This window comes from Candidatus Giovannonibacteria bacterium (assembly GCA_016432405.1).
GTDB lineage: Bacteria > Patescibacteriota > Minisyncoccia > UBA11713 > 2-01-FULL-45-33 > MFHE01.
On the sequence record CP066687.1, the window covers coordinates 427832 to 442904 of the forward strand.

General features: G+C 48.6%; 11 protein-coding genes. 2 read left to right on the plus strand and 9 right to left on the minus strand.

The features are described 5' to 3' along the window. Window positions 1-49: 49 nt before the first annotated feature. From HYW15_02620 to HYW15_02660, 9 genes are all read right to left on the minus strand, one after another. Entirely contained in the window at window positions 50-7195 is a 7146-nt protein-coding gene (locus tag HYW15_02620; GenBank protein ID QQG42382.1) for a DUF5011 domain-containing protein, read from the minus strand. 178 nt (window positions 7196-7373) lie between these two features. After that, the gene (trmD, locus tag HYW15_02625) at window positions 7374-8102 is read right to left on the minus strand and encodes a tRNA (guanosine(37)-N1)-methyltransferase TrmD (GenBank protein ID QQG42383.1); all 729 of its coding nucleotides are present in this window, start codon (window positions 8100-8102) and stop codon (window positions 7374-7376) included. Between the two features lie 46 nt (window positions 8103-8148). Then, window positions 8149-8796 (minus strand): transposase, encoded by a 648-nt coding sequence (locus HYW15_02630; protein ID QQG42384.1) that lies wholly within the window; start codon window positions 8794-8796, stop codon window positions 8149-8151. Between the two features lie 102 nt (window positions 8797-8898). After that, window positions 8899-9225 (minus strand): KH domain-containing protein, encoded by a 327-nt coding sequence (locus HYW15_02635; protein QQG42385.1) that lies wholly within the window; start codon window positions 9223-9225, stop codon window positions 8899-8901. A gap of 57 nt (window positions 9226-9282) precedes the next feature. After that, window positions 9283-9525, minus strand: coding sequence for a 30S ribosomal protein S16 (rpsP, locus tag HYW15_02640; protein QQG42386.1), 243 nt, complete (start codon window positions 9523-9525; stop codon window positions 9283-9285). 81 nt (window positions 9526-9606) lie between these two features. Next, window positions 9607-10485, minus strand: coding sequence for a hypothetical protein (locus tag HYW15_02645; protein ID QQG42387.1), 879 nt, complete (start codon window positions 10483-10485; stop codon window positions 9607-9609). A 69-nt stretch (window positions 10486-10554) separates the two neighbouring features. Further along, a complete protein-coding gene (gene mltG / locus HYW15_02650; GenBank protein ID QQG42388.1) occupies window positions 10555-11322 on the minus strand; it encodes an endolytic transglycosylase MltG in 768 nt (255 codons plus the stop codon). After that, window positions 11306-12052, minus strand: coding sequence for a protein-L-isoaspartate O-methyltransferase (locus HYW15_02655; protein ID QQG42389.1), 747 nt, complete (start codon window positions 12050-12052; stop codon window positions 11306-11308). Before HYW15_02655 ends, mltG begins: the two co-directional genes overlap by 17 nt. Before the next feature lie 16 nt (window positions 12053-12068). Beyond that, entirely contained in the window at window positions 12069-12725 is a 657-nt protein-coding gene (locus HYW15_02660; protein ID QQG42390.1) for a transposase, read from the minus strand. Window positions 12726-12821: 96 nt separating this feature from the next. Between HYW15_02660 and HYW15_02665 the strand changes: the two genes are divergently transcribed. Together HYW15_02665 and HYW15_02670 are read left to right on the plus strand one after the other, a co-directional pair. Further along, window positions 12822-13073: a hypothetical protein gene (locus HYW15_02665; protein QQG42391.1), complete on the plus strand. Its 252-nt coding sequence runs from the start codon at window positions 12822-12824 to the stop codon at window positions 13071-13073. 8 nt (window positions 13074-13081) lie between these two features. Then, on the plus strand, window positions 13082-15061 hold the full coding sequence (locus HYW15_02670; protein QQG42392.1) for a hypothetical protein: 1980 nt from the start codon (window positions 13082-13084) through the stop codon (window positions 15059-15061). The last annotated feature ends 12 nt before the right edge of the window (window positions 15062-15073 follow it).

A 15073-nucleotide genomic window follows, 5' to 3' on the forward strand; every position in this document is an offset into this window, starting at 1 on the left:
GGATCATTAGATAATTGATTCAAAATTTGAAATTCAAAATTTAAAATTTTTATTGAACCACCTCCACCGTCCTTACGGCTGTCGCGCTGTTTCCGGCGCTGTCGGTCGCGGAGTAAAGAATCGTGTGCGTGGTGGTGGTTGAGGTGTCCAGCGAAAGCCCGTCTCCTTGCGAAAGTGCCGGTCCCCCATTTAAAGAAGCAGTGTAACCGAGATTTGAATCAACGTTATCCGTGACGGTTACTCCCATATCCGCGTAACTCGCGCCCACGTTAATCGTCGCCGGGTTATTTCCCAAAATTGTGATTACCGGCGGGATAACATCGGGTGTTGAAGAAGAAACACCCGATGTTGAGGAGCCGGCGGCGCCGCACGCTCCTGCTTCCGATTTCAAAACCCCATTCTCCGAAAACACGCAGACCGGCCCGCCGGTGGCGCGGTCATAAATTGTGAATCCCTGCGGCCCGGTTACGGTGAGTTTTTGCGTTTCAATTTCCTGAACAATCAATTTTCCGTTTTCATCTATACTCCACAATCCGGAGGCCGACAAAATCTTGCGGACGTTTATGATGTCGTTATTTTGCAAATCCAAGAGACCGGTCGTTCCCAAAGCAAGCCCTGAAATCTTCGCGTTCAATTCCTGAATCGCTTTTGCCAAAACCGCGGTCAGGTTCGCGTATTTAACATTGACCGGCGTAGAGGACGCGTCAAGCGTGACCAGCCGCGGGTCAATGCCGAAAACTTCTTCCGCGATTAAACCGACCTGTTCTCCCTTAACTCCGATGTCGTCATTATAAAGGAACGATACCGGGCGCAAATTTAATACCGTTTCAAGCGCTCCGGCGCCAAGCGAATTAATGTCGTGCTTGAAACGTTGCGAAGAACCCGTGCAGGCCGCGCCATCGCTATATGTGACTTCCTTGTTCGCGGAGAGACAGAGAGCTCCGGCTCCGGCTCCGGCCGTAAGCCCGGAAAACGCCGCCGTCCCCGCAACCGACAAAGTCCTCCACGGCGTCGTGCTTGCGATGCCGAAATCTCCTCCGTTATTAATATATGATTTGTCGGTGCTCAAAACTGGATCGGAAACAATTTTAATCACAGTATCGCCAGCTTCATTAGTCATTGAAAAACTTGCTTGCTGATTACTGTCCATGCCGAGCTGATGACTAACTGAGCCGCTTGGTCTAACTATATTAACACCGAGAGGTCTTGGTGATGTTCCTAGACCTAACTGAATTTCAAGCGCGCTTTCACTTGTCGGCACACGGCCAATTCCTACTCTTTTGGTCACGCCGTCAACCGAGATAATTGGGGGGCCTACAGTTGATGAGGTTGCGATGCTCCACGCGTTAATTACTTGCGGAATTGTTGAGGTCGCGGATTTTTGATAGGAGAAAGTCAGCGCGGCCGCGGTGCTTGAAGAATAGGTGATGAGGTTGGAGTCAAGATAAGCGTTCCCCTGCACGGAAAGCAAACTTGCCGGACTCGTCGTCCCGATGCCGACGTTGCCGGTGGTTGCTGCAACAACCAAATGGTCTGCCACGCCACCTTCTCTTATGCCAAAGTTGGTATCTGAACTAGAGTTGCTAACATTGCGACCAATGAACCAATCTGGCCCGTCGCCAGTATCAAAATACAAACTCACACTTGCCCCAGCGCCGGTGACCGTGTTGGAAAGTCGTATTTGTGCGGGATCAGTTGTGCCCGCGTCAATGTTTAATGAATAGGTCCCGGGGTTTGCCACCCCAATACCCACATTCCCCGTAAAATATCCATTTCCCGCAACTGAAAAGAGCGAAGCCGGACTCGTCGTCCCGATGCCGACGTTGCCGCCTGTTGTTATTACAAATTCATTACCTGTAAAATCAGCGTCCTCACTAATCTTAAAGGAATCCGAATCTGAATTATCTATGCCTGCATACCATGAAATGACATCAGGCAATTGCCAACGCAATGTCGCATCCCCCGTCCCAGCTTGTTGAATTTTAATTCCCGCCGAACCAGTAAGGGCATCATTATTTCTTACAACGAGAGACTGGTCTGGACTCGTCGTCCCAATGCCGACGTTGCCGCTTGTTTGCTGGACCACGAATTGGCTTGTGCCGATAGTGAAGCCACCTGTCCCGAATGTACTCGTCGCTGTGCCACTCACCGCGAGCGTTCCCGTCGCCGTAAGACCCGCCACAGAAAGATTGCTGGAGAACAGCCCGGCTCCATGCACCGAAAGCAAACTCCCCGGACTCGTCGTCCCGATGCCGACGTTGCCGTTATCAATTACACTCAAAACCTCCGTAATATTTACCAAGGCGGTACTGGCATAACCAAGACTTATTCTAGAATTAGAGCCAGTAGAAAAATTTTCAATTCCTACACGAGTACTACCGCCAGCGTTCATCGCAATCCCATTCCCCGCGGCACCATTAGAGAAATAAATCTTTGATGCCGCTCCGCCAATTTCCACTTTAGTCGTAGGATTCGCTAACCCGATGCCGACATTGCCGCCATTAAGCAGAGTTAATACAGGCGGAGTTGAAGTGGCATACGCATCAGTTGATGTTCCCACATAGAGATTCCCTCCCATTGACGATAAGAGCCAATGTTTCAGGTTTGCTCCGGCAGAAGTATCGGAAAGCGCGAAAGAAGGCCTCGTCCCCGCCGCCTGCAGGAGCCAGTTCGGCGTCGTCGTCCCGATGCCGACGTTGCCACTGATTATTGCTCCATTAGTTGGTGGAGTGGCTCCCCCGTCAGCGTAAGTTCCCACAGCTATGCCCTGATAGCCGACAGAAAGTGAGGGGGCTGTAACTCCATTACTTCCGGTACCTTTAAGGTCTATTCGAACAGGACCCGAATCCGAAGCGCTGGCTCCGCTCTGTACAAACCGTATTTGTGCGTACCCGTCACCCTCACTAAAAAATAGATTATTAGCATTTACACCAAGAGCTCGTATCACACCGAGTTCGTCTCCACTGGCAGTCTGAGAAAGCGTGTCTACGCTTGTTCCAACAGATTTTCTGAAAGACAGAGTGCCACTATGAGTTAGAGTGGCGCTGTAAGCAGATATTGTTTGGACTGTATCGGCAGATGCTCCAGCCAGTTCTAGTAATGAACTCGGGCTAGCGTCCCCGATGCCGATTCTGCCGTTTTGATTTACTCCGCCAACCACAAATGACGGCGTTGAACTTCCGGTATTTGATATCACGAACGAATTTGTCTCCGTTCCCTGTTCAACCGACAACAACCCCCACGGACTCGTCGTCCCGATGCCGACGTTGCCGCCTTCTGCAATAGACATCCTTATGGCACTTGAGCCGCCGCCTATTGGGTCTGTATAAAAGTTCAATACATTATTGGTCTCGTCCCACTGAATGTAGGCGCGGTCCACGCCATTTTCATTGAAGCGGATATTTGAACTCCCCTCCGCACCATCTAAAATCAATTTATCGGTGTTGGCCGAATTAAAGATATGCAAGGCGTTAGCCGGACTCATCGTCCCGATGCCGACGTTGCCGTTTTCCGCCACATACAAGCTGTTGGCGGTTGCTCCGCGATTTACAACAAAAGCGGTGTTGTTGCCAACAGTAAGCCCTCCAGAAATAGTGGAAGTGGCGGTGGTGGAAGTCGCGTTGAAAATAGGGATATTGAGAGTCCCGTAGCTTGTGATGCTTGAATTAAACAATCCTCCGCCCGCCACCGAAAGCAAAGCCCCCGGACTCGTCGTCCCGATGCCGACGTTGCCTCCGCTTAACAATGTCATCACAATAGCATCATTGATAGCAAATTGAATTGGGTAAGTGCCAGTTGATTGAAGCACACTTGCGTATGCAGATGCTCCTGTTAGTAATCCTCCAGTAGTGCTCCAATTTTTACCCAACTCAAATGTACCGCCAGTATTTATAATATCGATATATGCATAGTTTGTGCCTGTAGTTGATGTGATTTTCATCCTTCCAGTTTCACTTTGAATATCAAGTGGCAGTGTTGGATTCGTCGTCCCGATGCCGACGTTACCGCCGGATGTAGCCAGATACGTTGAGCCGGTGGTGGTTAATTGCGTCCCCGAAGCATTTCCAAAAGTTAGAAGCCCAGTAACATTCAGCGTTGAAGTCGCCGTTATCGCCCCGCCGAAGAATCCCGTGCCGGAGAAGTATCCGCTTCCCTGCACCGAGAGCAATGCCCCCGGACTCGTCGTCCCGATGCCGACGTTGCCGGCAGCATTTATCGTTATAGCCGGTGTTGTAGCTAACGCTCCGAGAGGCGCGGTATAGAACTTCAAACCAGCATCGTTGTTTGTGGCACTTTGGATAAAACCGCTTATCCGACCCATTGGTAAGACATCACTCCGCTGTTTGAAGTCTATGCTTATCTCGTCATTTGCAAGCATCTGGAGGTCGGAATATGACATACTGAGCAAAGTAATTTGTGTTGCGGCTCTATTTCCCCCTACCACATCTAATTTATACAAAGGCCCCGTCGTCCCGATGCCGACGTTGCCGCCATTAGTAACTATGAAATTCGTTGCCGTTGAAGAGCCAACCACGAATGAAGGGACACCCGCGCCAAGAGCGTTCGGATTTACCGAAAGAAGCCCCCACGGCGAAGTTGATGCGATGCCGACGTTGCCGGTGGAGGTGACATTAAAAAGCGAAGAGTCAGATGAAGAAAGGACGCGGAAAAGGTCGGCGGATTGGCTGGTAACTCCCTTGATTGTTAAAGGAATGGCGGTGGTGGAAGTAGCTCCGATTGTGAGCACGGAAAGTCCGGAGTGAGTAGTGGTGCCGAAAGCGGCCTGTCCCGCGGCCGAGAAGACAAATCTGGTTGTGGGCTCGCTGGCGCCATCCTGAAGCCGCAAAAGGTCTCCCGAAACGGTGGAGTTCCACATTGTGTATGCGGCGCCGGTAGTGGTGGCCAAATGAGTAATTCTTCCCTTAAAAATATGGCTGTCGGCGTTGGGGGCGTCTCCCATTGTAAATTGATTTTCAACAGTGAAGTTGGATGCGGTGGTGGAAGCCAAAGTTGTGCCGCCAACGGTGGTCAGTCCATTTGCAAAAACGTCCCCGTCAGCATCAACAAGGAAGCGAACCGCTCCGCCGACAGCTATGCCCAGAAGATTGGTATCCGCCGCCGCCGAAGCCGGATTGATGACCACAACCGAGTCCGTGACCGCGGAGTTGGCAACGCCAACAGCCCAGGTGCCGAAAGTGTGCGAAACCGTCGGGCTTTTTGTGACTAAAAGCTGTTCGGTGAGAGTCGTGGTGGAGTTTACATTCATTGAAGCGCCGGAGACGTTAAGCCCGCCGCTCGCAAGTATGTCTCCCGAAACCGAAAAAGTTGCGCTGGGAGTCGTGGTGCCTATGCCAATTCTGTAGTTTTTTGTGTCAAAAGTAAGAAAAGGAGTGACGGAAGTGGAAGTGGCGAAAGAGAAAGCGTTGATTAAGGAAGAGGCGATGGTGGTGGTGGCCTGGTTGAAGAAAGCGAGATTTCCGTAAAGAGTCATGTCCCCCGTAAGTTGGAGGGTGGAAGAAGCGTAAACGGCGCTGGCGAAGTCGGAGCGGCCGGAGACGGTAAGAGCGCCGATGGAAGCGGAAGTTGAGTTAAGCGAGGTTGAGGTCAGAGAAGCCAAGCCCGATACCGCTCCGGCTGAAGTTACGTTCCAGACGTTTGAGGTTATGGATACGTTTTTGCCTTCAGCCCCAAGAGTCACGTTTCCTGAAGCGTTTAAATTGCCGCCGGTGGAAATTCCGTTGGAGAAGTCCCCGAAAGAAGCCGAGACGCCGGAGCCGGTCTGGGGAGGAGACGAAGCGTAAGGGCCGGGGATTGAAGTCGTGAGAAAGACAACCGGATTTTGGACCTGGTTGGAAGGAAGCCGTTTTTCCAAAGCGGCAAGAGAAAGCTGGACCTGTGCCAAGACGGCTTGGTTGAGAGAAGAGAGGCGCTGGTCAAGCTCTGTTTGGGAGATGCCTGCCTTGCCGGCAGGCAGGCCGGAGACGACGCGTTCAACTACTCCGACGCTCGGCTTTGCCGAGGTCGGAGCCCCGACCAAAGCGTCGGGGCGGGATGGAGGTGTGGAAGTTGATTCTCCAAATGTGATAATTTTACTTCCATCTTGAGGTAAATTGGGAGCCGGAGGAGTTTCCGCGGCTTCAGGCGGTTTAACCGAGAAAAAATCCATTGCCACCAGCTTCAGGTCGCCCCCCAAAGACGCTATGTATCCCCGCCAGCCGAGGACATTGTTTATAAATCTGTCTTTAATATCCGAGAGAGAGAGTTTGGCGTCTTTAAAAGTAAAGGGCAAAGAAAAGGTAGCTCCGACGTCAGGAAGTCGGAGTCCCGACCAAAGCGTCGGGGGAAGCGAGAATTCGGGCAAAGCAAGAGCCAGCGAGGGGAGTTTGATTTCCGGCCAAGCGAAAAGTTCTGTGAGAGGTTGGAAATTTGGAAGTTGAAAAGTCGGAAGTTTGAAAGTAAGTTGAGGCAGTTTTGGTTTTGGTAAAGTTAATTTTGGAAGTTTGATTTCGGGCAGGGAGAGGGCTAGAGAGGCTCGGTCTTTGATGCTTTGAAAAACGTTTCCGAGCACTGCTTTAATGTTAACCTCACCTCCCAACCCCCTCTCCTTACGAAGGAGAGGGGGCGGAGGGGGTGAGGTAAGGGTCTCAAAAAATCCGGCTGCAAATTTTTTCGCAGAGACAATAGAATTCCCAATTTCATCCGCGACGACGAAAATCTCACCTGCCAACTCTTTCACGGAGACATTAATATTTTCGGTTGCATCCGCAATAGAATTTTTGATTGCGCCCGCGTTATAAAAAATCAGCACGGCAATCAGTACTGACGAGAGAGAAGCCGCTCCCAGCGACCATTGCTTCAGAGAAAATTTCGGAAACCGAATTTTTGGAAATTGAAAGTATTCTTTCTCTTTCTCCCCCAAAATCGCCTTGTCCCACTCATCTGTTGTATGAAAGATTTCCGGCTTTGTAAGGATAACTTGCGGCTCTGTTTTCTCTTGCGTCCGCAAGATGGATTTTTTGTAATCCAAAATAGATTTTTCGGAAACCATCCAATCGGTGCCGAATTTTTTTCCTTTTACTTTTTCCTCGCGGCAAAGCTGTCCGACATAGATGCGTGTATAGCCGCAAAGAGCCGCGGCCTCGGAAGCCGTGATATATTTTTCCCCTTCTAAGATAATTTCACGAGAATCTTTCATAGAAAGCTTTCATAAGAAATATTCTTTTTAGAACATTCTATATCTTTCAGTATAAGTCCGCGGATTTTTTATTTAAACAAAAAATCCGCAATTTTCTGTGGATAAGTATTAAAAAAATTTTAAATTTAAAATTTTAAATTTAAAATTAAGTTTTAATAAACGTTATTAAACCTTGATACTAACTAGCTTTATTTGCCTGTCGCCAGGCGGCTATTTTTTTATGATTCCCGGAAAGAAGGATTTTGGGGACTTTATATGTTTTCCCCTTCCATTTGAATATTTCCGGCCTTGTGTAGGCCGGCACGCCGATGCCGTGCCTTTTTTCTTCAAGCGATTCGGACTTGCCCAAAACCCCGGGAATTTTTCTTAAAACTGCGTCAACAATAACCATCGCGGGGAGTTCCCCGCCGGTGAGGACATAGGGACCTATGCTCAAATTTTCAATTTTTAACCCGCCTGCCGGACGGGCAGGTTTCCAATTTTCAATTATTGATTTAACGCGCTCGTCAATGCCTTCATAGCGGCCGCAGATAAAAATAATCCGTTTATATTTCTTGGCGAAATCTCCGGCCATTTTAGAATTAAATTGTTTTCCGGAAGCGGAGAGTAAAATTATCAAGACGTCCGACGTCTTCTCTGACTTAGACGTCGGACGTCTAAGTTGAAGAATTGAATCAAGAGCTTTGGCAAGCGGCTCAATTTTCAATACCATCCCCGGGCCGCCGCCGTAGGGCCGGTCGTCAACCCGCCCAAAGCTACGCATTGAGGCGGGCAAGAAATTTCTTAAATCCCAGATTTTTATTTTTGCCAATTTCTTTTTTTGGGCGCGCGAAATTATGGACTCGTTAAAATAATCCCTAAAAACTTTCGGAAAAATTGTGATGATATCGAAACGCAAGTTTGACATTTTTTTATTTTTGCCCCGCTTAGCAATCCGATTGCTAAGTAAATCTCTATTCACATAACAAATCCTCCATTTCTTTAAATAGCCGCTTTCGCTCCAAAATATCGTTGAGGGAGCTTTCCGCAAACTTCCTATATTCATCGGCGCTATCAAACTGTTCAAGAATAATAGCCGATCTGCAAAGGGAAGATTTAGATTTTTGCTTAGAAAAATATTCTTCCCAACTTGATCTAAACTTTTTGTTGCCTTTAATTCTGTGCGCTTTATTGTTTAGGTTTACGTATGCGCTCAAATGCAATAAATACTCGTTTGAATTGATATGTTTAGCTTTGAATTTTCCTTGGAGAAGAACGCCTGTTCTGTGATATTTAAAATTGAAATGTTGAGTAAACCCGGTCCCTATTCTTCGCATATATTCACTGATCCCATTGTCTACCCTTTGGCGCAAAATCATATGATAATGATTGGGGTTAAGACAAAAACACACGACGTCCACCAACTTAGCAATCCGATTGCTAAGTAGAAGTTTTCTAAAAGAATGTTCAAAAATACTGCCAATTGGTTTTACGGAATTAAAATCTTCCATGCCTTGAAGAAATCTTTCGAAATCATAACCGTCCAAAAATATATCCCGTTTATCTACACCGCGATTATAAACGTGATAAAACTCTCCGTTTGTAAATCTAAATTTACGCATAATTAAAACAATAGCACTAAGCAATCGGATTGCCAAGTAAACCAACGGCTCGCATCCAAAAAATGCGAGCCGTTGGTTATTATTTCGCTTTTTCGGCGAAATTTAAAGTTTAAGGTCGTCAACCATGTCGTCCACGCCCCGGCTTCTTGGAACATGAGTCCCTCCTTCCGGTTCCTCAATCTTGAGGTTCACCCGCGCGTGGTTTTTTATTCCGACCACGCGCAGAAGCGTGCGGAGCGCCTTGGCGGTGTTGCCTTGGCGGCCGATGAGCTTGCCGACGTCTTCTTTGCCCACTTTCACGGACAAAAGGACGCCCATCTCATCAACCTTCCTCGCAACCTTGACAGCGCTGGGATTATCAACGAGCGCTTTGACCACATACTCCAAAAATTCCTCGTCAGAATACGTGCTAGATGCTTTTGCAGCCATTGTAGCAAAGTCCGTTCTTTAGCCCTGTAATATCCGAATTTTCGACCATTTTCGGCGTTATTTGGTAATTATACCACCTTTAATCAGTAAACTGCGCGCCGTAGCAGAAAGCTGGGCGCCGTTTATTATCCAGCGCTTAATGCGTTCGCTTTTAAAAAGTGCTTTCTTCGTTTTCGGGCTGTAAGAGCCGAGCGTCTCCAAATAGCCGCCGCTTTTGGGGCCCCTTTTGGAATCCGTAACCACCAGCCGGAAATTCGGGTCGTTTTTCCTCCCGACGCGCTGTAAGCGGATAATTAACATATAAAAAGAATCCTACACCAAAATAAAAAATCCCGCAAGGGCTTTTATATGTCAATGTGTATTAAAAAAAGCCCGGGAATATCATCTCCGGGGCTTAAGAACTTTTTGGCTTTCCTGAACAGCGTCCACGTCGGCTTTGTGGCCGGAGTAGAATGAAATAACCCGCGCCGCGAGGAGCCCAATAGGATTAACCACGCTAAGCGCCCCCAAAAGATCTCCTAAACGGTGCAATACCGTGGCGCGCAAGGTTTCGTCAGCCCCGAGTTCCCGCAGCCAAGTTATATTTTGGTGATGCGGCCACCAAATCTTAGACGCCAGACGGGAAAGATGATAAGTCCAGTTCGGCCAGCCCAGAGCGCAGGCTTCCAACGCGATTTCCAACATCCTTGCGTCAGCGGGAAGATTTAATTCCAACAATTCCGTGCCGATGCCGTGGTAGTGGCAAGTTATGGATATGTCCAGCTCTGGGGATTCCTTGGGCTGAATTTCGGTGTAGCCAATTTTGGTCTCGCGTTTTATCGGCCGCCCGACGGTAATCCATTCCATCTCGCTTCCCAAATCGGAATGGCAGGCAATTTTTATGTGCCGCCAGAGTTCGTATGGCCGGCCATAATATGGAGGCCAGGCAGTGGACTGGATTATTATCCGTTCCAGACCCAGCCAGCGCAGAACCCCGATATGCTCAAAAACTTCCAGCTTAGCCCCGTGATATTCAAGCCGGGTACGCCTGAACTTATGATGAAGCAAATCCGCAGTAATCCTAACAGGCTCCATCCTTGGATCATAAAGCCAAAACCAGCCCTTTTTGTCGGTCGGCAAAAACTTAATCCAGGCATCTCTTCCCCAATAATCTTTGCCCCAGACAACAATTTCCCGGCCAAGCCGGATAGGGTGCAGTTTTCTTTCTTCTATCTCCTCTATCTGCTCAATAATCCAACTTTCTCGCTCTCCGTAAGCCATAAATCTCCCTCCTTTTTGCCAAAGTAAACTATCAAAAACATATCATTGGAAAAATATTATGTCAAGTAACTATTTTAGATATTTATATTTATTAAGCGCGTGCTCTTCCAATGTCTTGGCGTAATGCGTTTTGCCGCCTTTATCCGTAAGGTAATAAAAATATTCGGAGCCAGTCGGACGCAAAGCCGCCAAAATCGCGTCCATCCCGGGGTTGGAAATCGGCCCGGGCGGCAAACCGCGATAACGGTAGGTATTGTAGGAAGAATCGTATTTTAAGTCCGCCTCCGTCAGCTCGCCGCTCGGTTTGCCCAAAACGTAAGTAAGCGCGGCGTCAACATTAAGCCCCATGCCAAGCCGAAGCCGCTTCCACAAAATCCCCGCTACTATTTTCCTGTCCGCGGTGCTTTTAACTTCTTCTTCCAAAAGCGAGGCCATTATTATAATCTGCTCCAAGGTCTTGCCGGAGCTCTTTGCCTCCGCCAAAATCTCGGGGGTTATCTTCTTATTGAAATTATCCCTCATTTTGGCTATCACCTGCTCCGGCTTCGCGGTTTTGTAAAATCTATAAGTGTCCGGGAACAAATATCCTTCGTGCTTTTGGGCCTCCAAAACAAATTCGTCTTTTGAAAAAAGCCCCGCTTTCTCAAGCGCTTCCCCTATCTGGCGGACGCTGTATCCTTCCGGAATGGTCACGGCCGCCTCATTGGAAACCATTCTTTCTTTTTCTTTGTATTTTATGTAAGCCGGAAATTTTCCCAAAAAGAAAATACCCGAAAGGAGAAGGAAGAGCGCGAGGGCCGCGGTTAAAAGTTTTTTAATGTCACCGTTTTGAATCATTGTCGGAAATTAAAGGCACAAACACAAAACCGGGATGCTCGGTCGCATCAAATTTATGCGCTGTATTAGCGGGCGCGGTTTTATTTTTTTTAATAAACCCACACACCAAACAGTTTGGTGTGTGGGTAAATTCAAAAATACTGCCGCCGATAGGGGCGACGATTTTGCCGCCGATTTTTAATTGATTCCGCCAAGTAGCCGGCAAATGCCCCAAACCCAAATGCCCCAAACCTGGTTTGGGGCTAGCGGAGGCCGCGGCGATTATTTTATCAAAGCCACCTATTTTTTGAGCAATTTCAGGGAGACCCGGAACGCCGTCCTGGCAATAAAACCTTACCTCCCCCCTCCCTTCCTTATTAAGGAGGGGATTTAAGGGGAGGTTAAAAAACTCCTCAAAATTTTCTTTTCCGAATTTACAAAGTTCCGGCACCCTTTCAATCGCGTAGACATTTGCGCCTACATAGGCCAAAAGCGCCGTCTGCCAGCCGGAGCCGTAGCCAACCTCCATAATATTATCCCCGGACTCCGGGTTTAAAAGCTCAAGCATAAAAGCCACCGTCCACGGCTGGGAAATCGTCTGCCCCTCACCTATCGCAAGCGGCTCATCAATATATGCGTAATCCTCAAATTCTTTTGGCACAAAATTTTTTCTATCAACTGCCCGGAACGCCTCAATCAGCCGAGGTGTTTTCAGAACTCCTCTTTTGATTAAATTGTCAGCTAAAGCCATACCAAATGTCCGAAACTTAGTTTCGGTCATCTAATGTATAATTATCATTTCTGGCGGTTTCAATAAAACGTCTCACCTCTCTTCTATCAGAATCAAAATAATTGAGCAGGAAATCTGTCTTCAACAACTCCCCCCACCTGTTTTCGCCTATGTAATCCTGGAAGCTGGACCAAGGATATTTATGCTCCCGTCTTTTCCAACCCTTGATATCTTTGGGATTAAGATGCGCATATGCCAGTGCTCGCAACAAATAATTATCGCCGTTTAAATATTTAGCATCAAAAGTTCTTTCAAAAACATGCCCGCGTCTTTTATACTTCAAATTAAAGTATTTTGCATAGCTAACAAGTAGTTTGTGCATAAATAAAGAAACGTTGCCGTCTTCTTTTTCACGCAAAATTAAATGAAAGTGATTCGGCATAAAACAAAAGCCGACTATATCTATTAAATTATCTCCGATATCTATCTTTCTATTCCTTATGTCCGAAACTAAGTTTAGGTCAGGAAAGCGGTCCAGGTGTGAAATATCGCGTTTTCCATTAGCCGCAAATAAAGTAGTTAAAAATCGTTTGTAGTCGCGGTCGGTACCAAACAAAGCCACATCGCCAATGGCGTGAGAATAAACATGATAATGTTCCCCTTCCGTAAAAGCGTACTTACGCATAATGCTCATATTATTGTCTGAAACTTAGTTTCGGTCAAGTTTCAATTAAATCATCCACAGGCGCCTATTTTCAATGTTAACACCCCGTGGTAAAATTAGAATAACGTGGAGATTCAAGATGTTAAAACAAAACTGGTTTTGGCGGCCATCCTGCTTGTAGCAGTCGCGGCCGGAGCTTGGTATTGGTTTGCGGGAAGGCCCAAGCCGATTAAAACCCCTGAAGATATTGTTGAGGCAGTGACGAACCCGAATCTGGAGGTGCCCTCAAATCCGGTTCAAAATAAAGTGCCGGAGCTAAATCCGATTGACCGGGCAAACCCATTTAAAGACGCTTATAAGAATCCTTTCGCGGAGTAAAATAAAATATGAAAAAAGCGATAATTTTGGCAGGATTATTAATCGCCGCGATGCAGGTAAGCGCCGGCGGCGGCAATGCTTCCTTTTCGCTCCAAAAAGACAAGAGCACCGACCTTTTTATATTGAATATGCGCGACTCCCAAGGCATCCGCAGTTTCGCCCTTGTTTTCCCGACAGACAAGCTCCCCTACAGCGGCGATCTGAACGGGTGCCCCCAAAGCCGCAAAATAGACAATGTTTTGATAAACGAAATCTCCGATTTTAAGCCGATGATGAAAGCGGTAATCGTTGACTGCCGCGGAGAGGAAACGGAATTTGAAATAACCGCGCCGGTAGGCGGAGTGGCCCAGGTTAAAAAAGTTGAGCCGCCTCCACCCCCGCCGCCTCCGCCACCGCCTCCGCCGCCTTCTCCCCTCCCGACGCCCGCCGAAGGCGGGGTCGGGACTCCGACTACAGAAGTTTCTAAAACAAACGTTGGAGCAGCCACGCCGGCAACTTTAGAATACCCGATTAAAGAACTTGGCGGGTGCGAGAGTCAGGAGGCCTGCAAAACTTATTGCGACGCCCCGGCGAACCTTGAGCGCTGCATCGCCTTCGCCGAAACAAACGGGCTTTTAACGAAAAGTGAAATTGAACGCGGCAAAAAATTCGCCGCGATAGTCAAATCCGGCGGCGGGCCAGGAGGATGCAAAACCGAGGCATCCTGCAAGGATTACTGCAACGACGTGGGGCGGCTTGACGAGTGCGTCGCTTTCGCGGAAAATAGCGGCCTGGTTTCCGGCGCGGAGCTGGAAGAGATGAAAAAAATTCAAAACGTCGTTAAGCGCGGGACTAAATTCCCCGGCAACTGCACCAACCGCGCCGCCTGCGAGCTTTACTGCAAGACACCGGAGCACGCGGACGAATGCGTTGCTTTCGCCAAAGAAGCCGGATTCATGAGCGAAGAGGAATCCAGAGAAATGGAGAAAATTCTTCCCTTAATGAGAAGCGGCCAGATGCCCGGCGGATGCACATCAAAAGAATTATGCGAGGCGTACTGCGAAGACGAGGGGCATTTTGACGAATGCGTCGCTTTCGCCCAAAAGGCGGGATTGGTGTCAGAAAAAGAGCTTGAGATAATGCGAAAAACCGGCGGCAAGGGCCCGGGCGGCTGCCGCGGAAGGGCATGCCAGACGTTTTGCGAAAATCCGGCAAACCAGCAGGCCTGTTTTGAATTCGGCAAACAGTACGGCCTTATCTCGGAAGAGGACTTAAGCAGAATGGAAGAAGGTAAGCGGCTCATCCGCGAACAGCTTGAAAGCGGGCCTCCGGAAGTTCAGGAATGCCTTAAGTCGGTGGTGGACGTGACCGTTTTAGAATCAGAGGGTTTCGCGGGCGGGCCGGAATTGGGCGAAAAGATGAAAGAGTGTTTCGAAAAAATGATTCCAGAAGGCATGGAAGGGAAATTTGAGTTTGGCGCAAACGGAGAATTTAAAGGCCCGGGCGATTGCAAGTCGCGCGAGGAGTGCGAGACATATTGCACATCAAATCCGGAAGCATGCGGCGAGAGCGGTGACCGCGGCGGCGAGGAATGTGTAAAACAAGGGGGCAGTTGGAACGGCGAAACTTGTAATTTCCCCGGCAGTGATCGCGGCACAGAAGAATGCGCCAAGCAGGGAGGAACCTGGGACGGAACAAATTGTAATTACCCCCACATTGAACGCGGCGGCGAGGAATGTGTAAAACAAGGGGGCAGTTGGGACGGGGCGAACTGCGATTTTTCTAACTCACAGCGACCCCCGCAACAGCCGCCATCACAAGAGCAATACCAGCAACAATATCAACAGCAATACCAACAGCAGTATCAGGAAGAGGTTCGGAAGCAATGCGAATCCCAGGGCGGAGTTTGGGACGGCGCTCAATGCAAAGCCCCCACAAATTTCCAGCAACCGCCAGCGGAACTCTCGCCCGGCTCGGCGCTGGACGCTCTGTTGCGGCTGGTCAGGTAATCTGTTAAAATG

Bases quoted from the DNA above. Each gene is read 5' to 3' on its own strand.
- HYW15_02655 (QQG42389.1), bottom strand. From the start codon at position 12,052: ATGGCTTTAGCTGACAATTTAATCAAAAGAGGAGTTCTGAAAACACCT.
- trmD (QQG42383.1), bottom strand. From the start codon at position 8,102: ATGTCAAACTTGCGTTTCGATATCATCACAATTTTTCCGAAAGTTTTT.
- HYW15_02630 (QQG42384.1), bottom strand. From the start codon at position 8,796: ATGCGTAAATTTAGATTTACAAACGGAGAGTTTTATCACGTTTATAAT.
- HYW15_02645 (QQG42387.1), bottom strand. From the start codon at position 10,485: ATGGCTTACGGAGAGCGAGAAAGTTGGATTATTGAGCAGATAGAGGAG.
- rpsP (QQG42386.1), bottom strand. From the start codon at position 9,525: ATGTTAATTATCCGCTTACAGCGCGTCGGGAGGAAAAACGACCCGAAT.
- mltG (QQG42388.1), bottom strand. From the start codon at position 11,322: ATGATTCAAAACGGTGACATTAAAAAACTTTTAACCGCGGCCCTCGCG.
- HYW15_02635 (QQG42385.1), bottom strand. From the start codon at position 9,225: ATGGCTGCAAAAGCATCTAGCACGTATTCTGACGAGGAATTTTTGGAG.
- HYW15_02620 (QQG42382.1), bottom strand. From the start codon at position 7,195: ATGAAAGATTCTCGTGAAATTATCTTAGAAGGGGAAAAATATATCACG.
- HYW15_02660 (QQG42390.1), bottom strand. From the start codon at position 12,725: ATGAGCATTATGCGTAAGTACGCTTTTACGGAAGGGGAACATTATCAT.
- HYW15_02670 (QQG42392.1), top strand. From the start codon at position 13,082: ATGAAAAAAGCGATAATTTTGGCAGGATTATTAATCGCCGCGATGCAG.